22 protein-coding genes are annotated in these 23628 nt (G+C 46.3%); 9 read left to right on the plus strand and 13 right to left on the minus strand.

The window, feature by feature from the left end; genetic code table 11:
- Positions 1-23: 23 nt before the first annotated feature.
- The 9 genes from AZI85_RS16895 (at position 24) to AZI85_RS16935 (ending at position 11141) form a co-directional block, all read left to right on the plus strand.
- Positions 24-599 carry a hypothetical protein gene (locus tag AZI85_RS16895; protein WP_063245151.1) on the plus strand — a complete coding sequence of 192 codons (576 nt, stop codon included), beginning with the start codon at positions 24-26 and terminating at the stop codon, positions 597-599.
- 75 nt (positions 600-674) lie between these two features.
- Positions 675-2543 (plus strand): DNA mismatch repair endonuclease MutL, encoded by a 1869-nt coding sequence (mutL, locus tag AZI85_RS16900; RefSeq protein WP_063245152.1) that lies wholly within the window; start codon positions 675-677, stop codon positions 2541-2543.
- Positions 2543-3502: a tRNA (adenosine(37)-N6)-dimethylallyltransferase MiaA gene (gene miaA, locus AZI85_RS16905; protein ID WP_063245153.1), complete on the plus strand. Its 960-nt coding sequence runs from the start codon at positions 2543-2545 to the stop codon at positions 3500-3502. Before mutL ends, miaA begins: the two co-directional genes overlap by 1 nt.
- A 7-nt stretch (positions 3503-3509) precedes the next feature.
- On the plus strand, positions 3510-4388 hold the full coding sequence (locus AZI85_RS16910; RefSeq protein WP_063245154.1) for a YicC/YloC family endoribonuclease: 879 nt from the start codon (positions 3510-3512) through the stop codon (positions 4386-4388).
- Complete coding sequence (gmk, locus tag AZI85_RS16915; RefSeq protein ID WP_063245155.1) at positions 4385-4942, plus strand: guanylate kinase; 558 nt, start codon at positions 4385-4387, stop codon at positions 4940-4942. The genes AZI85_RS16910 and gmk overlap by 4 nt, the downstream gene beginning before the upstream one ends.
- A 49-nt stretch (positions 4943-4991) precedes the next feature.
- On the plus strand, positions 4992-5231 hold the full coding sequence (gene rpoZ / locus AZI85_RS16920; RefSeq protein WP_063245156.1) for a DNA-directed RNA polymerase subunit omega: 240 nt from the start codon (positions 4992-4994) through the stop codon (positions 5229-5231).
- A gap of 150 nt (positions 5232-5381) precedes the next feature.
- Positions 5382-7598, plus strand: a complete 2217-nt coding sequence (locus AZI85_RS16925) for a RelA/SpoT family protein (protein WP_063245157.1) — start codon at positions 5382-5384, stop codon at positions 7596-7598.
- Positions 7585-10182 (plus strand): ATP-binding protein, encoded by a 2598-nt coding sequence (locus tag AZI85_RS16930; RefSeq protein WP_155724070.1) that lies wholly within the window; start codon positions 7585-7587, stop codon positions 10180-10182. The genes AZI85_RS16925 and AZI85_RS16930 overlap by 14 nt, the downstream gene beginning before the upstream one ends.
- Before the next feature lie 302 nt (positions 10183-10484).
- A complete protein-coding gene (locus AZI85_RS16935) occupies positions 10485-11141 on the plus strand; it encodes a transposase (protein WP_253721047.1) in 657 nt (218 codons plus the stop codon).
- An 11-nt stretch (positions 11142-11152) separates the two neighbouring features.
- Here AZI85_RS16935 and AZI85_RS16940 read toward each other — a convergent pair whose 3' ends face one another.
- From AZI85_RS16940 to gspE, 13 genes are all read right to left on the minus strand, one after another.
- The gene (locus AZI85_RS16940) at positions 11153-12058 is read right to left on the minus strand and encodes an OmpW family outer membrane protein (protein ID WP_063245160.1); all 906 of its coding nucleotides are present in this window, start codon (positions 12056-12058) and stop codon (positions 11153-11155) included.
- A 9-nt stretch (positions 12059-12067) separates the two neighbouring features.
- A complete protein-coding gene (locus AZI85_RS16945; protein WP_063245161.1) occupies positions 12068-12460 on the minus strand; it encodes a hypothetical protein in 393 nt (130 codons plus the stop codon).
- A 196-nt stretch (positions 12461-12656) separates the two neighbouring features.
- Complete coding sequence (locus AZI85_RS16950; protein WP_063208275.1) at positions 12657-13100, minus strand: single-stranded DNA-binding protein; 444 nt, start codon at positions 13098-13100, stop codon at positions 12657-12659.
- A gap of 158 nt (positions 13101-13258) precedes the next feature.
- Complete coding sequence (gspN, locus tag AZI85_RS16955; RefSeq protein ID WP_063245162.1) at positions 13259-14224, minus strand: type II secretion system protein GspN; 966 nt, start codon at positions 14222-14224, stop codon at positions 13259-13261.
- 2 nt (positions 14225-14226) lie between these two features.
- The gene (locus tag AZI85_RS16960; RefSeq protein WP_063245163.1) at positions 14227-14913 is read right to left on the minus strand and encodes a hypothetical protein; all 687 of its coding nucleotides are present in this window, start codon (positions 14911-14913) and stop codon (positions 14227-14229) included.
- The gene (gene pilM, locus AZI85_RS16965; protein ID WP_063245164.1) at positions 14910-16580 is read right to left on the minus strand and encodes a pilus assembly protein PilM; all 1671 of its coding nucleotides are present in this window, start codon (positions 16578-16580) and stop codon (positions 14910-14912) included. Before pilM ends, AZI85_RS16960 begins: the two co-directional genes overlap by 4 nt.
- Before the next feature lie 274 nt (positions 16581-16854).
- On the minus strand, positions 16855-18117 hold the full coding sequence (locus AZI85_RS16970; protein ID WP_253721048.1) for a general secretion pathway protein GspK: 1263 nt from the start codon (positions 18115-18117) through the stop codon (positions 16855-16857).
- Positions 18065-18919: a type II secretion system protein GspJ gene (locus tag AZI85_RS16975; protein ID WP_063245165.1), complete on the minus strand. Its 855-nt coding sequence runs from the start codon at positions 18917-18919 to the stop codon at positions 18065-18067. Before AZI85_RS16975 ends, AZI85_RS16970 begins: the two co-directional genes overlap by 53 nt.
- A 2-nt stretch (positions 18920-18921) precedes the next feature.
- A complete protein-coding gene (locus AZI85_RS16980; RefSeq protein ID WP_253721049.1) occupies positions 18922-19431 on the minus strand; it encodes a prepilin-type N-terminal cleavage/methylation domain-containing protein in 510 nt (169 codons plus the stop codon).
- Positions 19428-20018 (minus strand): pilus assembly FimT family protein, encoded by a 591-nt coding sequence (locus AZI85_RS16985; protein WP_063245252.1) that lies wholly within the window; start codon positions 20016-20018, stop codon positions 19428-19430. Before AZI85_RS16985 ends, AZI85_RS16980 begins: the two co-directional genes overlap by 4 nt.
- Before the next feature lie 4 nt (positions 20019-20022).
- Positions 20023-20433, minus strand: a complete 411-nt coding sequence (gspG, locus tag AZI85_RS16990) for a type II secretion system major pseudopilin GspG (RefSeq protein WP_063245166.1) — start codon at positions 20431-20433, stop codon at positions 20023-20025.
- Positions 20434-20595: 162 nt separating this feature from the next.
- Positions 20596-21813 carry a type II secretion system inner membrane protein GspF gene (gene gspF, locus AZI85_RS16995; RefSeq protein WP_063245167.1) on the minus strand — a complete coding sequence of 406 codons (1218 nt, stop codon included), beginning with the start codon at positions 21811-21813 and terminating at the stop codon, positions 20596-20598.
- Positions 21814-21932: 119 nt separating this feature from the next.
- Positions 21933-23624, minus strand: a complete 1692-nt coding sequence (gspE, locus tag AZI85_RS17000; RefSeq protein ID WP_063208264.1) for a type II secretion system ATPase GspE — start codon at positions 23622-23624, stop codon at positions 21933-21935.
- Between the last annotated feature and the right edge of the window lie 4 nt (positions 23625-23628).

The following is a 23628-nucleotide window of genomic DNA, read 5'->3' on the forward strand; positions in this document are numbered from 1 at the left end:
GACCTCGTTGAGGGGGCTTTTTCGTGCGTTCTTTTTTAATCATCGCGTCCGTTCTATTTTCCATTTCTTCTTTTGCCGCAGACATTGAGCCTTACTTTGAATCCCTGAAACAGACGGGCGTGAATTATGAACCCGACGGAGCGATTTGCGAACAAGTCGCAAAGCTTCGCTACCGCGGTGAATATCCTGACGCTCAGTTTTTGATCACCACCGGAGTTGAATACAGTACGGGAGATCGCACCTTGGGCGAACTTGATATTGTGGTTATCGACCGTGGAACGCAGAAAGTGATTTTAGTCAGCGAAGTGAAGTGTTGGAAGAACTTCCAACAAGCATTGGATAAAGCAAAATCGCAACGTTTGCGCTTTCAATGGAACCTAGAAAAACATCCCCAACAAATGCGCTTTGATTCTTATGAGGGACTTCCGTTTTCCGTTTCTCAATTTGACGGTTCCACGCAGTACCGTTCGCTTTCTCAAGCAGGAGGCGTCAACAAGGGTTTTGATGCAGAGCTAGAACTGACGCTTTCAGAGCTAAAACAGCTTCGCATGAAACTGCTTAAATGCCAGGCCTGGGGTGAATGTCGTCGCCCTGAATAAGGACGGACGATTTTTACTTAATACGCACCGCGCCAGGGTGGACTTGCTGGCGCTCCTCATGCACATTCTCTCTCTATGTCCATTCAAGTTTTACCTCCTGAAGTCGTTGACCAAATTGCCGCTGGCGAAGTGGTGGAGCGTCCTGCTCACTTAGTCAAAGAGCTTGTTGAAAACAGCATCGATGCGGGTGCCACGCGTGTGCACGTTGAATTTTTTGATGGCGGTCGCATTGTCAAAGTTATCGATAACGGGAAGGGGATGGCCCCTGAAGATTTACCGAAAGCCTTAGAGCGTTTTGCAACCAGTAAAATTTCAAAGACTGATGATTTGTGGCGCTTAAGAACTTTCGGATTTCGTGGAGAAGCCTTAGCCAGTATTGCCGCTGTTAGTAAGCTGACGCTGACTTCACGTCGCCCTGATGATGAACAAGCCCATCAGTTGATTTCAGAATACGGGCGCAAAAAAGACATCGACAAAGTCGGTGGCTCGCAAGGCACGACCATCTTAATTGAAAATCTTTTTGATAACACGCCGGCGCGTTTGAAGTTCTTAAAATCAGATGCCGCGGAAAATACGGCGATCAAAACAACTTTAAAAGCCATGGCCTTATCTCACTATGACGTGGAATTCCGCATTCAGGAAAATGGCAAGCTCGTCAGTTTCTGGCCGGCATGTAAAAATCGTAAAGACCGTGTTGAACAGATTTTAGAAATCAAACCTCTTTTTGTCGGCGAAGCTTCGCGTGAAAATGTGAAAGCCTACGCGGTGTTTGCAGATCCTCATAACGTGGCAAAGACAGCTAAGAATATTTGGCTTTTTGCTCAGAATCGCTGGATTCAAGACCGCAGTTTACAAGCGGCGGTAAATGAAGCCTATCGCAGTCTTCTTATGCATGGGGAATATCCCATTGCTGTCGTTTGGGTGGAAACAGATCCAGACTGTGTCGATGTGAATATTCATCCGACAAAATCTCAGGTGAAATTCCAAGAACCGTCATTGGCATTCCGTGCGGTCGCAGGGGCGTTGCGCAGCACTTTAGAGCAAGCTCCGTGGCTGCCGGCCCAGCAAAGGCCGCAACCGATAGCACCACTTTCGGATGTGTCTCCTGCGGATTACCCCTCTACACAAGGGCTTCCTAATTTCCTGAATTCATCACCCGCGATGCCGGTGATGCCTAAAGAAAATCTGGCCTTCGATGATTCGTCTTTAAAAGCGACTAGCTTTCAAAAGAAAGATTTTTCTTTCCCAGGTTCCTCAGTGAATCAACCGAAAGTCAGCTATCAAACTTTGGCTGAGGCGGCATCTTCTCGTGAAAGCCTAGGTCCTTCTACAATTGTAGAGCCTGAAGCCCCCTGCGGATACTGGTCGTCATTGGAAGTTTTAGGTCAAGCGAATCTAACTTACATTGTGACTCAAGCTCGCGACAAAATTGTTTTCGTTGATCAGCATGCAGCTCATGAGCGTGTGGTTTATGAAAAACTTATGAACGCCTGGAAGGGTGGCAAGGTCGACGTTCAGGACTTCTTATTTCCTCTAGCTATTGATATGTCTCCGGAAAAAGTAGAAGCCCTTTTGACTTTGGGTAAGGACATTGAGCGCTTGGGTGTATTCATCGAATCTTTGGGGCCTGGCACGATCGGTGTGAAAGCGGCTCCTTTGATGATTAAAGAGTCTATCTTAAGCAGCGTTCTTGATAAAATGGCGAATGAAATTGTCGAACAGGGCGGAAGTTATTCTTTGGAGCGAGTTGTTGGCGACATTTGTGCGACTATGGCCTGCCATTCCGTGGTGCGTGCTGGACAAGCTTTGGGGGTCGATCAAATGAAATCTCTTTTAAGAGACATGGATCAATTCCCCCTTTCAAGTTTCTGTCCTCACGGCCGTCCGGTGAGCGTGGAGTATCCGTTCTATAAGCTTGAAAAAGATTTTGGTCGCATCGTTTGATGAATAAATCTAAGCCTGTGATTTTTGTTGTCGGATCGACAGCCACTGGAAAATCCGAGTGGGCGCTCCGACTTGCACAAGAATTTAAAGGTGTGATTGTGAACTGTGATTCTATTCAAGTTTACAAAAAAGTCGATATTGGCGCCGCAAAGCCCTCAAAAGAAGAACAAGCCCTGGTGCCTCACCATCTTTTGGATTACGTGAATCCTCCGCAGGAGATGACAGCCGGTCAGTATTGCCGCGACTTTTACGAAGTCATGGAAAAGATTCCTGAAGGAACGCCCGTGTTTGTCGTCGGGGGAACGGGTTTTTATTTCATGGCCATTGAAAAGGGCATGTATCCCGTATTGCCAGTGTCTGAAGAAGTTCAAAAACAAGTTGCCGAAGAGCTGAAAACCGAATCGGGAGCGCAAAAACTTCATCAGGAACTTTTAGAAAAAGATCCCGAGTACGGTGCTAAAATTCATTTGTCTGACCACTACCGCATCGGTCGTGCGATCGAATTAATTCGCACTCAAGGTAAGAGCGTGACTGCGATTCAAAAAGAATTTGAAGAGTCGCGAGCGCCCTTTCCATTTCCTCTTTTGAAGATCGGACCTTCTTGGGATCGCGAACTCTTAAAAGAGCGCATTGATCTTCGCACTCGAAAAATGCTCGAGGCGGGATTGATTGAAGAGGTAAAACAGCTTCTCGATGAAGGTCTGGAATTGTGGGCGCCGATGAGCAGCGTGGGCTATAAAGAAACCATCGCGTATTTGAAAAACGAAATCTCTAAAGAACAGCTTCTTGAGGACATCTCTACCAACACAAGACAGCTCGCTAAACGGCAAAGAACCTGGTTTCAGCGAGACAAAAATATCCATTGGTTCGACGGAAAAACAGGCTTTTCCCAAGCAAGATCCGTGGTCGAGGAATTCCTAAATCCTTTTGACCCCACGAAAGGGAAAGCTGGAGAATGAGGTTACTATGAAAAGCATGACAGGGTACGGCACCGCGAGAGTTCAAACCAAAGACGTCACCGTTGAGGTGAGTATTCGTGCCGTGAACGGCCGCTTCTTAGAGCCACGATTCCACTTACCCCGCGAATTCGTATCGCAGGAATCAGAACTAAAAAAAATCTTAAGCCAAACCTTATTGCGCGGAACGATTGATATCTTCGTTTCTCGCCGTGTTCGTAACACCGCCGCGAAAGCGCAAATGACGGTGAATGATACATTGGCGAAGAAATACATGACTGCCTACAAACATCTTTCCAAAGAGTTAGGTGTTCCATTTCAAGTACATCTTGAAGCTTTAGCTCGTCTTCCAGAAATCATTAAAGTGGAAGAGTCCTACGAGATGTTTACCGGCGAAGATAAGATTCTAAAAAAAGCTTTCACAGCGGCTTGCAAGGCCTGCAACGCAGAACGCACGCGCGAGGGGAAAGCTCTTCGTCGCGATTTAGAGAAGCTTCTTTTGTCGTTAGAAAGACAAGTTAAAGTAATCAGTGAACTGCGTGGCGAAGCAAACGCTCAGTTGCAAGAGAAGTTTGAGCAAAAAATCCGTGCCCGTCTTAAAGGCAATGACATTGATCCGACTCGTTTATCGCAGGAAATCGTTATTCAGTTAGAAAAAGCGGATATTAATGAGGAACTCACGCGTTTGAGCGAACATATTAAGAACTACCGCCAACTCGTGACTTCTCAGCAGGCGGAAGGGAAGAAATTAGATTTTTATACCCAAGAGCTGCTCCGCGAGGTGAATACGATTGGATCCAAGTCTCAGGTAGCCAAGATCACTCAAGCCGTGGTAGAAGCAAAAACCCTTATTGAAAGACTTAGAGAACAGGTACAAAACGTCCAATGAAGACGCGTCTTATTATTGTCGCCGCTCCAAGCGGTGCTGGAAAAAGTAGTTTTGTCGAAAAGATCAGCCAGGAAGATCCTCGCTTGGTCGACATTATTACTTTTACGACGCGCTCTATGCGTAAGGGCGAAAGTGAAGGGCATCCCTATCACTTTATCAGTTCCGAGGATTTCCAGAAAAAGATCGAAGAAGGCTTCTTTGTCGAGTGGGCTCGTGTTCACACGAACTATTACGGCACCTCCTATGACAGCATCGAAACTTCCTGGAAACACGGGAAGTGCGCGATCATGGACATCGACATCCAGGGAGTTGCGACTTTTAAGTCTAAATTCCCGGATGCAAAGACGGTTTTCATCCTTCCTCCGTCGATTGATGAGCTGCGTCGCCGTATTGCAAAACGAGACGGGGGCATGCCGGCGGATATCGAAGTGAGAATGGCCAACGCCGAAAAAGAGCTGCGAGAAGCCTCTAAATTCGATTATCAGATCGTGAACGACGTCTTTGAACATTCCTACGCCCAATTTAAAAAAATCGTTGAAGAATTACTAGCTTAGCGGTAACTTGGCCGGATCAGTATTTTCCTTTATTAGTCCTGGAGGCAGAATGGCTCGCGTAACCGTTGAAGATTGCTTGGAAAAAGTTCCTAATAGATTTGCTCTAGTGCTTATGGTTGCTAAAAGAGCGAAGCAACTTCTTAAAGGTGCCGAGGCGACTGTTTCTACTCGTAGCAATAAATACATTGTGAGCGCCCTTCGTGAAGTGGCTATTGGTAACGTAGGCTACACTGAGGCTATGGAAAACTCAGAAGCTGTCCGCCAAATCGAGAAAGATTTGAATAAATAGGGACCCCCACAAATACATGGGATCTAAAAAGGAGGCTCAATAGCCTCCTTTTTTCGTTTTAGGCCTCTTCGCCAAAACCTAATAAATCCAAGACCTTATTGAAAAGGTAGTTGGAACTCGTTCTGCAACTCAGGTAAGCTTATTACAAGTATGTTTGAGACTCTGAAAGAGACCGGCGTCAGCCATAAACCCGTTAAGACCTTAGAGGATCTTCTAAGTCGTATTCGCAGTTTTTACCCGAATGCTGATTTGAAAGTGATCGAGAAGGCCTATTCTTTTTCAGAGAAAGCTCACGAAGGACAGATTCGTCGCAGTGGTGAGCCCTATATTTCTCATCCGCTTTCGGTCGCTGCGATTTTAGCGGATCTTCATCTTGATTTAGATACGATTGCTACGGGACTTCTGCATGACACGGTGGAAGACACGCATGCAACGCTTGATGATATTCGTCGAGAGTTCGGTGACGTGATCGCTCATCTCGTCGATGGCGTCACTAAAATCGGGCAGATGAAATTTAAAAACAGCCACGAAAAACAAGGCGAAAATATTCGTAAGATGATCGTCGCCATGGGTAAAGACGTGCGCGTGGTTCTAGTGAAGCTTGCCGATCGCCTGCACAACATGCGAACACTCAACTTCATGCCTTTTGAAAAGCAAGAGCGCATTGCTTTAGAGACTTTAGAAATTTACTGTCCACTAGCGGGTCGAATGGGTATCAGCTCCCTCAAGATTGAACTTGAGGATCTGTGCTTCCGTTACTATCGCCCGGACATGTACTACCAACTTGTTCAACAAATTAAAAAAAGCGAAGCCGAGCAAACACGTTATATCGATGACGTGAAGAATTTGATTTCGAAAGAATTGAACAAAGCGGGCTTCAAGTACGAAGTCTTCGGACGTTCAAAACACTTGTGGTCCATCTATCGCAAAATGCAATCGCGGAACATCGATTACGATCAAGTTTACGACGTACTGGCGTTCCGCTTGATTGTTGATAGCGTAGCAGAATGTTATGCCGCTTTGGGGTTGGTCCACTCTTTATGGAAGCCCATTCCAGGTCGCTTTAAAGACTTCATCGCGATGCCGAAGGCCAATAATTATCAATCACTGCATACAACAGTGGTAGGGCCCGGCGGAGAGCGCATCGAGATTCAAATCCGCACACAAGAAATGCACTTGGTTGCCGAGCGTGGTATCGCCGCGCACTGGAAGTACAAAGAGCGTGGTAAGATGATTGATGACTCTGATGTGCAGCAGGCCGATTGGTTGCGCGACCTTGTGACTTGGCACCAAAACGTGCGCAGTTCTGACGAGTTCTTAGATACTGTTAAGACCGATCTCTTTGAAACAGAAATTTACGTCTTCACTCCAAACGGAGATGTGCGTGAATTCCCGGAAGGCGCCACTCCCGTAGACTTTGCCTATGCCGTGCATACAGAGTTGGGAAATCAGTGCGTCGGTGCGCGCGTGAACGGAAAAATGGTTCCTTTGAAGTATCAGCTTCAAAACGGGGACTCGGTTGAGATCATGACTTCAAAAACCCAGATGCCTTCTAAGGACTGGTTGAAGTTTGTTGTCACTAATAAAGCAAAATCTAAAATCCGCGCGTTTGTTAAAGAAGAACAGCGTCGTCGCGCAATCATGCTAGGTAAAGAGCTTTTAGAAAAAGAATTCCGCAAGTTCGGTATGGCCGCTGCGAAATACCTAAAAGGCCCCGCCTATGAACAATATCTGAAAGATCACGGTATTGCCGACCTTGATGAGCTTTACGTGACTGTCGGTTACGGAAAACTTGAAACACGTATTTTGGTGGAAAGACTTTCTCCGGAAAATATCGCCAAAGAAGCGGCGAAAACTGAAAATACGACTTTCATGGAAAGAGTCATGCGCGCAGCGACTCAGAAAACGCGCAAGACGAATTCTTTGATCAGTGTTGACGGCATGGATGATGTCCTCGTTCACTACGCGAAATGCTGTCATCCTATTCCGGGTGATCCTATTGTGGGCTTTATCAGCCGTGGCCGTGGTATCACCATTCATCGCAGCGACTGTCGTAAGGCTTTTGAGTTTGATCAACTCCGTAAAGTCGACGTTACTTGGAATGTGAAGCAAGCCGGTGAGGGCCAAGAGCGCGTTGTGCGCCTTAAAATCATTTCTCAGGATACGCCCGGTCTTTTGAAGCTGATGTCGGAAGCCTTTGCGCAACAGGGAATTAATATCCAGTCCGCGCAAATCCGCACGACCAAGGATAAAAAAGCCGTCTGTCATTTCGAAGTCAGTGTGAAAGACGCAAGTCAAGTCAACCAAGCTATCTACGAGATCCAAAAGATCAAAGGTATTATTGGTGTCACTCGTGTTATCCAATAAGATCTCAAACCGCCTGCACTTGATATTCGCATTTATAACATTGGCTTTAGGGCTGACAGTTATGACGGGATGGTGGACCAAGAATCTGACCATCGTGCAAATTCACGCCGATTTTGCTCCGATGGTTTTTAACACCGCCTTTTGTTTCACGGTATTTTCTTTAGGTCTTCTTTTTTCGGATCGTAAAAATCAAACCTTTTCAAAAGTCTGTTCGGCGATCGTCCTTGTGGTATCGGGACTGACGATCGTGCAGTACCTCACGGGCGTGAATTTGGGGATCGATAAACTTTTCGTCGATCCTTTCGTGAGTGTGGGCTCTGTGATTTCAGGACGCATGGCTATCAGTACGGCCATTTGTTTTATCATGATCTCGCTCTCGCGTTTTTTCAAAAAGCGTGATTTTTCCTCTCATATTATTGTCGTGACAGTGTCTTCTTTGGTCATTGGATTCTCTCTTATCGGAATTTTTGGATATGCGTTTGGTTTTAATTCAGAATATGGCTGGGGAAGTTTTTCCCGCATGGCGGTCCATACTTCCATTGGGCAAGTTCTTCTGGCCCTGGCAATGCTCTGGCAACTTCGTGTGGAAAACCGCCTCTTGCCGGAGGCACGCCGCCGCACTTCAGTTCCTTCCTATGTTCTTATCGTGGGGATTTTGACCTCTATTTTGATTTGGCATCTTTTAATTCTGCGCGATCAAGACAGAAACCGCCGGGTCGTTCAGATCCAAGCTGAAAGTATCAAAGCTAATATCACAAATATTTTTGCTCCGCTTGAAAAAGCCTTACAGCACATGGCGCGCCGATTCGCCGCTGGGGCCTACGAGAACGAAAAGATGTGGTACGCCGATGCGGAAAGTTACTTCACCGAGTTTGAAGGCTTGCGCCGTCTTTTGTGGGCGGATCAGAACCACATTGTGCAGTGGGTGTATCCGTTAGATCGCGGTGGAAGCAAACTTATTAAAGCCAACGTGTCGACGGATGCGGCGGTAAAAGAGCGCATGGCGATTGCTGAAAGTGAACACCGTGCTTATCTTTCCAAGTTCATGGAACTTAAAACGGGTGGCAAGGGCTTCGTCATGTTTGCCCCGATCTACAACAAGGATAAATACCTGGGTACGATTCGCGGCGCTTTCTTAGCAAAACCTGTATTTGAAAAAATCATCGACCTCAGCGGATACCATTTAACGATTTATGAAGATGGTCATGAAGTTTATTCCAGCGGCACGGCCGATGCCGTTTTTGCGCGCGATTGGAAAACAAAATCCCGTTATCACTATATGGGAGCGGAGTGGGAAATTCTTTTGATTCCGTCGCCTGAAATCATTCGCGAAAACACCTCGTCGCTGCCAAATCTTGTGCTGTTCTTCGGGGTGAGTATCTCGGTTCTTCTGGGAATTGCTTTAAGTTTTTTCACTCGCGCGCGTGATTCAGAAAAGGCCGCCAAAGAAGCCTTTGAATGGAAACAAGCCGGGATGAACAGCGTTCCGCTTTTGATGATTTCCTTAGACGAAAACACCGTCATTCGCGAAATGAACTCGGCGGCGGAAAGAATTCTGGAATATTCTACGGATGAAATTAAAGGCAAAGAAACTCCGGCGATCTTTCATGACTTGAATGAAGTCATTGCCTTCCGGGATAAAATGGCTTTGCAGGTAGGTAAAAGCATTGAACTGGGGCCGGAATACTTCGAATACTTTTTTAAACTGGGATACAACCGTGCCAGCGAATGGACGATTATTTCTAAGACAGGGCGAAGATATTCAATGGTCTTGTCTTTAAGTAAAATTCTTGATGAGCAGGGAAAAGTGACGGGCTATCTTGGCATTCTTGAAGACGTGACCCAGCTTCGCGAAAAAGAAAAGTTGCTAAAAGAACAAGAGCAAAAAATCCTGGCGTCGTCTCGTTTAGCTTCCTTAGGTGAAATGGCCGCGGGAATCGCACACGAAATCAATAATCCATTGGCTATTATCAATGGTCACGTCAGTGTTCTTCGTCGGGTGCTAAGTCAAAAAGGTGTGCAGGATGGGGATGTCACTAAGAAGTTAGACGCCATTGAATCTGTAATTCAACGTATCGCTAAAATTATTCGCGGCATGCGCAGCTATGCTCATGAGACGGATTTGACCAGTGAAGAAGTGATCGCCGTGGACACGTTGGTGGATGAAACTTTGGCTTTCTGTCACGAAAAGTTTAAATCCGAGGGCGTAGAGTTAGCAGCGCAAATTCAACCGGATTTAAAGCTCCGTGGACGCCCTTATCAGATCTCTCAAGTGCTTTTAAATCTGCTGAACAATGCGATGGATGCAGTGGCCGTAAGCCCCGTAAAAAAAGTGTCCTTAGATGCTTCTTTGCGTAACGGCGGGATTGAAATCAGCGTCTCTGACACCGGCCCGGGAGTCCCTTACCACTTACGCTCCAAAATCATGGAGCCTTTCTTTACAACGAAAGAAGTCGGCAAGGGTGTGGGTTTAGGATTGAGTATCTCGCAAGGAATCGTGCAAGCTCACGGCGGAAAATTTTATCTTGATGATAATTCAACGAAGACGCGATTTGTGATTTGGCTTCCTCAAGAAAAGGCCTAAAGATTCAGAACTGCCCCCTTTTCCTGTGCGAACATAAATAAACCTTCATGGCGTGACCTTTGCCAAACTGAACTTTCATGAAGTTCAAATGCCCATACTGCCATACTCAAAGAAACCCCCAGTCTGCGACTCGGACAATTCGTAAGCTTGGCTCATACTATCGCAAGTCCGATGGTCAGCATCTGACTAGATTCTGGTGCTTCCCATGCAAAAAAAGCTTTTCCGCCGCGACCTTAAGTCCCTTGAAAGGTCAGAAGAAAAGACACCTTAATAAAGCGGTCTGTGACCTGTTAACTGGAGGAGTGAGCCAACGAGAAGCGGCACGGATACTAAAGATCAATCCAAAAACCGTGGTCCGAAAATTTCGATTTGCCATAACTACAGCAAAGGAAGAACTCAAAGAATGGAATCAAAAGTTTCAGTCCTGTACTGAGGTTGAATTCGATGACTTAGAAACTTTTGAGCACACGAAGTGCAAGCCACTTTCAGTAACTTTGATGGTTGAATATCAGACAAGGAGAATCTTAGGATTTGAAGTTGCACAAATGCCAGCCAAAGGAAGAATAGCTGCTTTTGCGAGGAAGAAGTACGGGCCTCGGGCAGACCATCGATCTAAAGCTCGTAGAAAGTTATTTTCAGAGATGAGATCCTTTGTTTCGCCCACAGCGCTTATACGATCAGACTCAAATCCTTATTACCCAAAAGATGTAAAAAGGTATTTCCCGGCAGCCCGACATGAAACCATCTTAGGTGGAAGAGGAGCTATTGTTGGTCAGGGGGAATTAAAGAAACTGAAGTGGGATCCGATTTTTAGTTTGAATCACACTTGTGCGATGTTAAGAGCCCATATCAATAGGCTCTTTAGAAAAACCTGGTGTACAACGAAGAGGGCTGATCAATTAGCAGGACATATTGCTCTCTATGCTCTGCTTCACAATCGCCGCCTCGCCACAGGTTAAGGGGGCAGTTCTTAAAGATTCCAGGCCCATCCTGCTTTTAGTAAAATCTGATTGGCTTTCACCGTGCTGGAAGCAGGGAACATATTGTATTCAAGACTGACCGGAATATAGGTTTTGCGATCCATTTGAATGTCCGTTCCGAATGCCGCTGTGATAACCGAGTTTGTAGAAATCTGGGACTCGTTTAGTGCGGTACTCGATTTTGAAACTGCTAACAAGTAACCCATGCCAGCGCCAATCCAAGGACGGTACTTCCCGATGTAAGGATACCACTTCGCCAAACCATACACTGACAGGTAGTTGATTTTGGCATCACAGCTTGAAGAACCCGAACAAGCGGCTGAAGAGGCCGTGCCAGACACATTAAACTGTTCAATAGCGGCATATCCACGACCCACTAAAGAAGGACTAAAAACATAATCATAGAATCCACCGACACCGAAACCAGAACCGCTCATCTTAACGGCCGCTTTTTGCGTGATACCAAAGCCGTCTTTATAGCTGACGTCTGCATCCATGGAATTCATCAAATATCCGCCCAAGATGCCATAGGAATCTTTTAAGACGCGAGAAACGTTAGTGGTAGGACGAGGTGTGCTCTCTTCGCCTTCTTCCGTCGGGGTGACATCCGCACTCATTTTTGAGGCAGCCTTTGCCTGCAGAGTGTATCCGCTAGCGGCGCGGCCTTTTAAGATTTCACCCAGGGCCTTTTTGCCTTTAACTTGTTTGACACGAATGATGGCCGTGCGTTTTGTCGTGCCTGGATTGACTAGAAAGAACTCATCACCTTCCATAACGGATTCACCGTCGAGAGTGATCAAAACTTTTTGTCCTTTGACGGCAGAAACCGAAGCGGCGAACGCGGAAGAACATCCTAGTAAAAAAACAAGTACGGCAAAGAACTTTCTTCCTAACATCAGCGCTTCCTATTCAAGAGTCATCACGTTGTCTTCAAGCTCGCGGATAAAAGAATCTTTATAAAGGTTCCAGACGATGTCATTCGAGAATTCATAAATACAAGAATGCACAGACGTGTCTGATTTTTGAATGGCTTTGATTTCAACTTTAGAACCGCGATGCGTGCGCCAGATTTCCAAATCATTTTCCATCACGACCATTTCGTAATTGGAAGAAGGAAACTCTTCATGAAACCAAGTTTCAATGCGGCTTTCTTTTTTGCAGCTTTTAAGTTCAAAGTTGGAAGAGGTAGAGACTTTACCGGGAGCTTCAGATTCAAATTGCTTACGGCCTTCCGAACGGTAGATCGTACAACCACTTAAAGTAAGAACCATGAATGCAGTAAATAAAGCACACTTCATAGATCTATAATTATAGGGGAGACTGGACTAAATAAAAAGCCCCGATACGCGATCGAGGCTTTTGACTGGTAACCTTTGCGCCGCCAGACAAGCTTTCTCTGCGTTGCCGCGTCGGCGCTGTACGGTGTACAGCTTTCTCCTTGCGCCTTGATAAAGCTTATCTGTCAGCGCAAAGGAGTATTGCTTTTTTTTAAAATTAGAACGGAATTTCGTCGTTCGAATCAAAACTTGGTTCTGGTCCGAAATCTTGGAAATTGTAATCATCACCGCCACCAGAAGATGAAGAAGAACGGCCTGAACCGGCTTCCGCACCTGCAGAGCCCAAGAATTGAACTGTGCTGGCAACGATCTCAGTCGTGTAGCGTTTTTGACCTTGTTGGTCTTCCCACTGACGAGTTTGCAATTTACCTTCAACGTAAACTTGGCGACCTTTTGAAAGATGCTTACCGCAGATTTCTGCAAGTTTGCCCCATACCGTTACACGGTGCCACTCTGTACGCTCTTGTCTTTGACCGTCTTTCACCCATGATTCGCTTGTCGCGATATTCAAGCGAGCAACAGTGCTCCCACTTCCGATAGCTTTCACTTCTGGATCAGCACCTAAACGACCTACAAGAATAACTTTATTTACTCCAGACATTTTCCCTCCAATAACCACTTGGTTTTTTGTCAGATTAAGAGTGAAGTCAATAAGGACTTCGGCTCTCTATTATTTGCTGTGGAGTGTGAGCAATTCTTAGGCAGACCCCTTGCTCAGTTTAAATATAGCAGGGGTCACTTGAAGGGAACGGATCTCGACTAACGCGCGGCGCCGAAGCTCGGCGGCATCATAGGATTTGTCGCTGAAACCTTGAATTTATACTGGGCGCCCTCAGGTGTTGGCGTTTTGTAGCCATCAATGAATCCCAAGAACAAAGCCGCACGATCTTGAAAGCTGCGTTTCGCTCTTAAATCGATTTCAAAATTGTAGGCACCAATCTGCTGGCCGAAAGAACCGCCGCGGTTGACGATATTAAGACCGATATTGCCTTTAATCGTTCCATAAAGCTCATCACCGGGCTTACCAATAGTTCCCGTTTCGATCACGAAGCGACCGGCAGCAAGGCGACCTTTAAGCTCCACAGAAGTCAGCTTTAAATCCGGCAAAGTCAAAGGACCCATTGGCGTATTCACGTTCGATGGAGGAAGTTCAAATTTATTGATAGTCATATCAATTTCGACATCGGGTTGCTCTTGGAAAGATAAATCAGCAAGAGCTGTCGTCTCTAAATTCAACTGACCTTTTAAAAGAATCGGAAGGTTGGCAAGTTCACGCAAATCATGCAAAGACACTTTCTGCGCTTTCACTTCGATCTTCTGTCTTTCAATGCCATTGTCCGACTTAGCACCTTTGGCAACGACTAAATCCACGTCGCCTTTCAAAAGACCTTTTGCTGAAACATGGCCATAAGGCTTTTGCGCAATCAATCCAGAAATAGAAGGAGTGATCACAAGTTCCTGGGCGGAGAGAGCAGGGGTGCGCAAGGACTCAATATACACAGAATCCATTTGCACGCCCGGTTGCGGGAACACACTCATTTTCAAACGTTCAAAAGTCAAATAAACCGAGTTGTTAGTCAGACGCGACACTTGCGACGAAATAAAATCACTCAAGTCATCAAACGGAAACAACATGAAAAGAAAAACAAAAGCGGAAACCACCATAACAGCGATCTTGCCTTTGCTTTCACGAATCAGTTTAAGAAGCTGACGGAACTGTTCCATGATTACTCCTCGTTGGCCGGTGGTGCATTCCGATTGCGAGAGCCAGGGCGAGTCGGAGCTTCTGCTGGCGGCTCTGGTGGAGCAGGGACAGCTAAAGCAATCAATTTGTAAGTCACGTCGAAATAACGAGAATCTTCGGCATTGGCTGTCATCGCCATGTCTTTTAATTTCACGCTGGCGTTGATGCTTTGAAATTGGTGGCCCAAATCTAAAGCCTGACGGATGTTCAGTTTTGCAAGGCTGACTTGCAACATACCTTCAGTCAAGTTTTGCGGAACAATCTTAGAATCATTCGTCAAAACTTCCGTGCCCTTCATTTGCTCAGGCAAAAGGTTCGCTGCCGTTAGTTGATTCTGAATGTTATTGCGAATCATATCCATGCTGGGTGCCTGTGGGATTTGCGGAACATCGGCTGATTCGCGGCTGACTTTTAAAAGTTCGCGAATCGTCATGCGCTTGCTTTCGAATTCTTCAACATAAGTGCGTGATTCATTGAAAGCGCCATAGGGAATACTTAAAATCATAAAGGCAATCAAAGCGACCACGCCGACCACTGTCAGCTTCTGCATAACAGGTGTCATGTTTTCGTAACGGTCGCGCAATTGGTTGTAAGCCGCGCTATCTTGGATTCTTTCCCAAGTTTGACGGGCATCACTGATAAATCTGTCCTTTAAATCGTCTAAATTCATCTTGTCACCTTTTGGATTCCGCGATCGACATTAAAGCTGAATGAAAAAGCCGTACGTCCGTTCAGAGGTTTTAAAGTGGAACGTTGAGTTCGTACTTGGCCATCGGAAGTGATGTTTGTTAAAGACTGCTGAAGCAGGGACGCCTCTTGGGGGGTATTTACATAACCCTGCATTTGCACCAAAGCGTCCGTCACCGAAAGCTGTTGAACATCTAACGTCACAGCCGTTTTCGCCGGAGTCGCATCATTTACTTTTTTAATCACATCCAGGGCGGAATTCATATTGGCAACACTGGCCAATGTTTTTAAATCCGCGGCCCGTTTTTTATTGTCGCGAATGTATTTGCGAATACCGCTTTCAGAGGCGTTTCTGCCACGAAGTCCCGCGACAGTTTTAGCTTGATCTTTTAAAACTTCCTGAGTGCGATCTGCTAAACTGACAGAAAAGCTTTCGCGCAACGATGTGTAGACGAAAAGAACAAGAACGGCTGCCGCGACGACTTTCGCCGTGTGACCCCATTTTTCCCAGAACATTTTCATCTGGTGATTTTCTTTGGCGAACTCTCCACGAAGGAAGTTCACCGGAGGATTTCTTGGTTTCTTAAAGCCCTCGATGGCCAATCCCAAGGCGACGCCGGCTTTCGCGCCATTGTAAGCAGAACGTTCAAATAGAACATTTGGAATCAAATCTAAAGTAGAAGTGCGATTCACGGGAACTTCCAGAATCTGAGTCAGGAACGGTCCGATATTTTGAATTTGTGAAACACCACCTGTCAAACCGATCGAGTCGATTTGAGCGTTGAATTCACTTTTAAGTTCCAAAATAGAAAGTTGTAAGTCACGAGCCAACTCACGAACACTTTTTGCAATCGTGTCTGAAAAAGTCACTTGATCAAAAGTTGCGCCTTGTTTGTTCGTCAAGATAAAGGCTTTGGTTTGCAATTCTTTGATCGCTTCCAAGAAAGGGATTTCGTATTTTTTAGAAATCGCTTCGGCGATATTTTTACCACCCCAAAGAACGGAGCGCACCGCAATCAAAGAGTTTCCTTCAAAGGCACTGACGAGTGTACGGGAGTGACCGATATTTAAAATCAACTGCACGTGGCGAACAGGTCTGTTGTCTTCGTCATTCAAAGCGATATTCGGAGGCAGAAGAGCTGGTGGAGCTTCATTCCATTTTTCAAAGACATTCGCAAGGGCTGTTCCTTCGGCAGAAACAATCGCCGGGTCAATGCCGGCATCTTGACCACGTTGAATGCAGTTTTGCACGTGAACTTTCGGAGCCGCACAGGCAAGCACTTCCGCGCCACCACCCACGGTGCGAACGATCTTTGCATCGAACACGGCATTTTCAGAAGAGAAAGGAAGATCTTCTTCGAGTTCAAACGCCAAGCTTTTAGAAATTTTAATGCGGTCGTTGAACGGGAAGAATTTATTGCGAATCGCCACACGATCCTGACGAAGAGCTAAAATAAATTTCGTTTGATTCGCATCATAGGTCGCCGTGAAGTTTCTTAAAAACTCGATGACCTCAAGTTCTTGGTCTGCGCCTGGAGCGATATTCAAGGCATGTTCAATGAACTGAGTGACCTGAAAGCCTTTGGACGAGCTGGTCATCTCGACAATTTTGATACTGCTAGAGCCTATGTCTATGCCTACTGACTTCACCGTTGAATTCCTCCATGAATCCTTGACTTTAGTTTATGCGAGGTTCGGCTTGGTGTATAGCATTTTAAGTTAGCGGCACGCCTTCCGGGCTCGTCGGTGCCGAAGCTTCGCTTCGGTTCGCGCCGTCCGGGCGCCACCGAAGGCCGCTAACTTAAAATGCTATACACCAAGCCTAATCGATAAACTTAAGATCTCGTCTCCGTTTTTTTTCTGGGCGCCTGGCGGCGCCGTGGGGGCGGATTTTTCAGAGGGAAAATGGACGTTGGTCTAGGTGTTAGCGTTCTTGCCAGAAGACTATTCTTGGGGGGCCTTTTTGGACTTGGTTTGATTGGTTGTTGTTTCCACCTGTCGGAGTCTTTGGTTTGGTCGGGTCCTCAGGTGGTGGGTTTGGATCTTGTTTTTCTTTGTCTACGAAGGATTTGATTTTCGTAGCGGCGCGGTTCAGGTCCATCACTATCGCGGTGATTTCTCTTGTGGCTCCGGCGAATTCGCCTGTGCTTCTGATTTTGAAGTTCATGACGGTGTCGCAGGTCATGGGGATGTCTTCAGGATTTCCCATAATGCGGATGCCTTTTTGTTGTACGAAGCTCCAGAAGTCTTGGCTGCCGCCGTTTTGGTCGCACTTAAAGGGGCCGCCCTCTTCTTCGGTTTCTCTTCTTTTAATAATTTCAGCTACGACTTCGTCGGTCATTGCGGGGTCTAAAGATTTTAAAACTTCTTTTGTTGCTAGATTTGGATTGATGCCCTTCATTCCGTAGATGGTGATTCTGGGTTGAAGAAGATCAAAAAAAGTATCATTCATTCCTGGAACCATGTGCAGTTCGGCAATCGTGCGAAAGGCGCGGTTCGGGGGGTAGTAGTCGGTTTGGGACAGTTGATTGAGTTCGGCGTAGTTCGCTCTTTTGTCGCCGCCGTTCAGGGATTGAGATTTGGGGCTCATCCAGTCGGCGATGTTGTTGATCAACTCTTCAAAGCGGACGTTGCTGTATTCGCGGGCGAATTCTTCGTCTTCTTGTTTCTTTTGTTCAAAGATATTTAGAAGCTGCTTCTTCGTCATTTCTTGCAGGCTTTTTGACGGAGAGTTCAAGTCGTTCAAATCAATTTTTGAGCCTTCGTCTTCAATCGTGACGATGTAGCTGGAATCCATCGAGGACTCTTTAAAGATTTTTTTGAAATTATCTTTGTCGACCGCGCTTAACTCATCAGGGATGGGCATCGGCCAGGCGAAAGGGAACTTCCAGATTTGATCTAGCATGGGGCTATTGCCTAATTGGGCGCCAAATTTACTTTGCGCTTGCTGATAGATTTTGATGCGCAGAAGACTTAGCTGCATTCCGGATTTGGCAGCGTAATAGGCTTTCACTCGATTCAAGCTTTGTGAGTTCACTAAATATTCCACGTTGGAGTCATAAGAGACTTCCATCGCGAAATACATGATCAGCATAATACAAGCGACGGTCACCATCATGGCCACGCCCCTTTGATTACTGAGTGGGACCGCTAGGTTGCGGCCAAGAACTTTGATTTCCTTGCGCATTTGCTGCCTCCTCAGGATTGTTGGGGAAGTGGATCGGGACTATGGCTTGCATAGAGTATTTTTTAGATTTGCCTTTTTCTTTTTTCTCAACTGTTAAAGAAACTTCCACGGCTTGGGGGAATTTTCCTTTTGTTGCGCCGTCGCCTTGAGCATCGGTACGCCAGTCGGTGACCCAGTCTTGCTTGCCTTTACCCATGTAGCGAAGTTTGAATTCAGAGACGTTCTCTAGAAGAACGACTTCGTCGCCGCCTTTAGTGACATCTAGATCCACATACGGCGTGCTTCGTCTCCACAAACATTTTGATGATGCGGAATCATTGCGCAAGTTTTTGCAATCCTTCACGGAATAACCGACTTCAAGAAAATCGGCTTGAGCGGTATTGCGAGTCGTGCGCGCATTGTTCATCGTCACTAGATTTAAGCTTTCGCCGTTGCCTACAAAGTGAGTTGCGGGATCGCGGCGAGGGACTTCACGGCGGTTGTTGGGGTCTTGGTTTGGGTCGGGAAACACCGAAGGGGCCGTCCCCCCGTTGCCACCGCCATTAGCATTCGTGGAGTTTTTCTTTTTTAAGATCTGCTCCATCTCTTTTTCAAGATCGCGATAGTGATAAGCTAAATTGATATCTCTTTCCACCAAGCGCATGGCATCGCGCATGCGGGAAACATCGTCGATTTGATCTTGCAATTTCCCTTTAGCTTTGATGGCTTGAGTGATCGACTGCGCCGTTAAAACGGTGAGGGTCGCCAGAATCGCAACCGTGATCATCAACTCAATCATGGTGAAACCCTTATTGTTTCTCATGACTAGCCTCCCGCACCCGGGATGGAAGGAAGTGGCAGTTGTTTATCGTAATCGACGAAATATTGAGTGGCCGAAAATTCTAAAGGCTTCTTCGCACCTTTGTAGATCACCGTGACTTTGACTTCCTTGATGGATTTTCCTAAGTGCTCGGCCAAAGTTTTCATGATCGTCAATGTCAGCTCGTCTGCGCCGCCCGCTTGGGCTGTGAGCGTCGCTGAAAAATCCGGAACTTCAAATTCTTTCGAAGTCATGCGCCAAGAGTACTGAGGATATTCGGAACCAAAGTCGTCTTCTTTTTCTTCGGGGATGGAGTCTAAGGGTTTACCTTGATATTCCATTTCCACTTCAACCATTTTGCGTTCAAGCAAGGCCGAGACTTCGGTAGAAAGCTGGGTTTTACGAACACGCATGAAACTGCCGCTCCAAGAATTTGCTAGCAAAAGCAAACCTGAAGACAGGATGACCAGCGCCATCACCGTTTCAATAAGTGTAAAACCTCTTTTATTTCTCACCGTTGGACATCCTTTAACGAAGAAGCTTTTTCTATAATATCAGCTTGACCCGTTAAAGGATTAAAAACAAGAGTCCAAGTTAAATTATTTCCGTTCGTGATTTGCACGGCGGAGGCTTCCACAAAGCCTTCAGGGAAGAAGTGAATATACGCGAGTCCCGAAGTGATAGGGGACTTCATATTGATGGTTTCCACAGAGCCAAAACGCAGGCCACTGGGAAGTTTTTTTTCTGATTTTGTGAGGGATTTATCCATCTGAAAAAGCGGCGGCGGAGCCTCTTCCTCTTTTTCAGATTCTTTCTTTAAAGCCTCTTCGTACATCTTAGGGTCCACAGGCTGCGGGCCATTGGCTCTTTCGACCCAATAAGCTTCATCTTGCGTGTCCATATTGATGACTAAGCGATACGTGGAGTTTGTGAGGCGGGCTTTGTTGCGGATTTCCTTGCTCAGAACGATGAAGCTCCGAGCAACGGCTTTGATATTTCCATCTCTTTTAACGAAACGGGGGGCTACCAACGCTACGACCGCGCCAAGAATTGCCAGCACGATCATGATTTCAATTAGCGTGAAGCCCTTTTGCGAACGCATGAAATTACTGAACATCCTCTAGAGTGATGTCTTTGTCGTTACCAGAGCCACCTTCACGGCGGTCTTTACCCAAAGACTTCAAAGTGTATTCAGAACCTTCGCGCTCATATACCAGTTCATTTCCAAATGGATCTTTAAGATCTTTTTTGTAGTAAGCCTCAGGACCCCAGTTTGAACAATCTGGATCGGCTTTCGTCAAACCTTCCAAAGATTGAGGGTAGTGACCACAATCTGTGTAATACATAGAAAGAGCATTCACAACTTGAGTCAGCTGGATTTTAGCTTCTTTCACTTTGGACTTATCCAATTGTCCTGTGATGTTTGGAAGAAGAAGAGCTGCGATACTACCGATGATCGCAAGGACGATCATGATTTCGATCAACGTCATACCCTTGCGGTTTTTGAGAAGAGACATTACTTACTCCTTATGTTTAACAGATGTTGAGGATAGCAGAGGTCCTATCTGAGGTAAAGCACACATGCGGCTTTGCTAAGAATGAGATCTGACAGGGATCCAAAATATTTTGGACCCGACTTAAGATGAGATACAGACTTTAGTTGATGTTGTACTTTAAGTTTAACCGGCGATGTTCGCCATTTCAAACATAGGCACCATCACGGCAACAACGATCATACCGATGGCAAAACCCATCATAACAATGACAACGGGGCCCATCAGACTTGTTAAGCCTTCCAATTTTGTTTTCACCTGGAAGTCATAGGCGTCAGAAACTTGCGAGAGCATGTTTTCAAGTTCACCGGTTTTTTCCCCAATGTTCACCATGTGGATCACGATCGGAGGAAACTGTCCGGACTTTTTCAAAGGACCCGCGATAGATTCACCCTCAGAGATATTAGAACGGGCTTCGTCAATCGCTTGCGCCAAGACGTGGTTATTCACAACGTTGCGAACAATGTCTAAGGCCGCTAGCATCGGAACGCCACCTGTTAATAGTGTCGCTAAAGTTCTCGTAAAACGAGAAACGGCAACCATGCGAACAGTGGGGCCTACAATAGGAAGCTTCAACGAGATTGCGTCCCATTGATTGCGTCCTGCCGGTGTGCTTTTCCAGTTTTTAAAAAGAAGATATAAAATCAACGCACTTCCTACGAGCAAGTACCAATAGTTCACAACAAACTGACTGGCATCAATCAAGGTCACCGTGTACCAAGGAAGTTGCAGGTTTGGAGCTGATTCAAAAACCGTCACCATTTTTGGAATCAAGAACACGAAAAGGAAACCCAATAGACCTAAAGTTACGACCATCATGATGATCGGGTAGGTCATGGCACTGCTGACTTTCGCGCGAAGATCGGCTTGCGCTTCGGTGAATTCCGCAAGACGCATTAAGATGACATCCAAGCTTCCTGACATTTCGCCGGCTTCGACCATCGAAATATAAATGTTGGTAAAGATGTTGGGATATTTTGCCAAGGCTTTGTGAAACGGGGAGCCTTCGTTCACCATGTTTTTACAATCGGCAATGGCTTCAGAAAGAGCTGCATTTTCAACTTGCTCGGAAACGGCCGTTAAAGCATCGACCAGAGGGATGTTGGCTTTGATTAAAGTCGCTAATTGGCGAGTCATCAATGCCAGCTCTTTTACGCCCACTTTCGCGCTGGATCTCGCGCCGGATTTCTTTTTAGGATCGACTTTCTTTTTGTCACGGATATCGACGACGAAAATATTGTCTTTTTTAAGCTTGGTGCGGGCTGCGCGCAGATTTTCTGCGTCAACGACACCTTTTACGTTTTTTCCGTCTCGAGATAGACCTTTGTATTCAAAAATCGGCATTTGCTTATCCTAAAAAATGCTGCTTCAGTTCCGCGCCTTCCAGCGCTCCGCTCTGCGGCCTCACGGCCCTGCTTCAGCCTGCGCGCCCGAAGGCGCTTCGGCACTGCCGGCTGCCGCCGTTAAATATCCAATTGCGTATTGGAAGCAAGTTCTTCAATAGTAGTGATCCCCGCAAGGACCTTTTGGACCCCGTGATCGCGGAAGGTTTTCATACCATTGGCGACAGCTTGCTTCTTAATTGAGTTACCATCTTTACGTTGCATGATCAAAGAGCGGACATCGTCAGTGACAATCAATAGTTCACTGATCGTCGTACGGCCTGAGTAACCTTTCTGACCGCAATGGTTGCAACCCATCGCGCGGCAGATGTGCGAATTTTTCGCTTCTTCGCGAGTCACACCAATTGTTTGCAGTTCGAAATCAGAAGGCTCATAAGGCGCTTTACAGTGCGGGCAAAGAACACGCACCAGACGTTGAGCGACAACACCTTGAATCGATGTCGCGATCAAGAAAGGCTCTACGCCGAAGTCAATCAAACGGGGGAAGGCACCGGCAGAGTCATTCGTATGCAGAGTAGATAAAACCAAGTGACCTGTTAATGACGCTTGGATCGCAAGTTCGGCTGTTTCCAAGTCACGAATCTCACCGACCATGATGATGTCAGGGTCTTGACGAAGGAAAGATCTTAATCCCGCGGCAAAGGTTAATCCGATTTTAGAGTTCACTTGCACCTGACCAATCCCGTGGATACGTTGCTCCACCGGATCTTCCACTGTCAAAATGTTTACGTCAGGTTTGTTTAATTTTGAAAGAGCTCCATACAAAGTTGTCGACTTACCGGAACCCGTGGGGCCGGTGACTAGAAAGATCCCGTAAGAGCGCGCTAAAAGGTCATCCAAACGATCTAAGTTCTCTGTCGAGAAACCTAGTTGTTGAAGTTCTAGAACGATGCTCGATCTATCTTGAATACGCATCACCAGACGCTCACCGTGAGCGGTGGGCACCGTAGAAAGACGGATATCGATATCTTTACCGCCGACTTTCAAAGGAATACGACCGTCTTGAGGCAGACGTTTTTCCGCGATATTCAAGTTCGCCATAACTTTGATGCGGGACGTGATCGCGTTTTGAAGTTTCTTAGGTGGTTTAAAGACGTCGAACAAAATACCGTCCATGCGAAAGCGCACGACCATGTCTTTTTCATAAGGTTCGATATGGATATCAGAAGCTTTTTCTTTCACGGCACGGAATAGAAGGCTATTCACCATCTTGATCACCGGCGCATCATCTTCGCCCGCTTCAAGAAGGTCGACGATAGGATCGTCGAGGTCGTAATCTTCTTCTTCGATTTCATCAAGGCCCGAAAGATTCGCCGTGCTTTTTTCGTAAACTTTATTGATCGCATCTTGAATACGGCTTGTCGTTGTCACTAGGGGACGAACGCGTTTACCGAAAAGAACTTTCAAATCATCAAGCGCTTTTAAATTCACCGGATTGCTGGTTAACGCAATCAGCGTTTCAGATTCTTCTTTGTACGGAAGAACATTGTGTTGTTTTGCGTAGTTGATAGGAAGATCACGGATCAAGTCGACGGCGATATCACTGACTGGAATGTCGCGGATAAAATCCAAGCCCAATTCCTTACACAGATCGGCGACCACTTCATCCGCCGTGGAAAATTCTTTCGCTGCCAAAGCCTCGCCCACGGTGACGGGTCTCACCACCGAGGGATTGTTAAGCACAGAACGGATTTGGTCCTGTGACAGGGAGGTCGCTTTTGACAGTATCGTTTGAATATCCACGGAGGCCATGTTT

The sequence above is a fragment of the Bdellovibrio bacteriovorus genome, from assembly GCF_001592755.1.
GTDB classification, from domain to species: Bacteria; Bdellovibrionota; Bdellovibrionia; order Bdellovibrionales; family Bdellovibrionaceae; genus Bdellovibrio; species Bdellovibrio bacteriovorus_E.

Bases quoted from the DNA above. Each gene is read 5' to 3' on its own strand.
- mutL (WP_063245152.1), top strand. From the start codon at position 675: ATGTCCATTCAAGTTTTACCTCCTGAAGTCGTTGACCAAATTGCCGCT.
- miaA (WP_063245153.1), top strand. From the start codon at position 2,543: ATGAATAAATCTAAGCCTGTGATTTTTGTTGTCGGATCGACAGCCACT.
- AZI85_RS16910 (WP_063245154.1), top strand. From the start codon at position 3,510: ATGAAAAGCATGACAGGGTACGGCACCGCGAGAGTTCAAACCAAAGAC.
- gmk (WP_063245155.1), top strand. From the start codon at position 4,385: ATGAAGACGCGTCTTATTATTGTCGCCGCTCCAAGCGGTGCTGGAAAA.
- rpoZ (WP_063245156.1), top strand. From the start codon at position 4,992: ATGGCTCGCGTAACCGTTGAAGATTGCTTGGAAAAAGTTCCTAATAGA.
- AZI85_RS16925 (WP_063245157.1), top strand. From the start codon at position 5,382: ATGTTTGAGACTCTGAAAGAGACCGGCGTCAGCCATAAACCCGTTAAG.
- AZI85_RS16940 (WP_063245160.1), bottom strand. From the start codon at position 12,058: ATGTTAGGAAGAAAGTTCTTTGCCGTACTTGTTTTTTTACTAGGATGT.
- AZI85_RS16945 (WP_063245161.1), bottom strand. From the start codon at position 12,460: ATGAAGTGTGCTTTATTTACTGCATTCATGGTTCTTACTTTAAGTGGT.
- AZI85_RS16950 (WP_063208275.1), bottom strand. From the start codon at position 13,100: ATGTCTGGAGTAAATAAAGTTATTCTTGTAGGTCGTTTAGGTGCTGAT.
- gspN (WP_063245162.1), bottom strand. From the start codon at position 14,224: ATGGAACAGTTCCGTCAGCTTCTTAAACTGATTCGTGAAAGCAAAGGC.
- AZI85_RS16960 (WP_063245163.1), bottom strand. From the start codon at position 14,913: ATGAATTTAGACGATTTAAAGGACAGATTTATCAGTGATGCCCGTCAA.
- AZI85_RS16970 (WP_253721048.1), bottom strand. From the start codon at position 18,117: ATGCGCAAGGAAATCAAAGTTCTTGGCCGCAACCTAGCGGTCCCACTC.
- AZI85_RS16975 (WP_063245165.1), bottom strand. From the start codon at position 18,919: ATGAGAAACAATAAGGGTTTCACCATGATTGAGTTGATGATCACGGTT.
- AZI85_RS16985 (WP_063245252.1), bottom strand. From the start codon at position 20,018: ATGCGTTCGCAAAAGGGCTTCACGCTAATTGAAATCATGATCGTGCTG.
- gspG (WP_063245166.1), bottom strand. From the start codon at position 20,433: ATGTCTCTTCTCAAAAACCGCAAGGGTATGACGTTGATCGAAATCATG.
- gspF (WP_063245167.1), bottom strand. From the start codon at position 21,813: ATGCCGATTTTTGAATACAAAGGTCTATCTCGAGACGGAAAAAACGTA.
- gspE (WP_063208264.1), bottom strand. From the start codon at position 23,624: ATGGCCTCCGTGGATATTCAAACGATACTGTCAAAAGCGACCTCCCTG.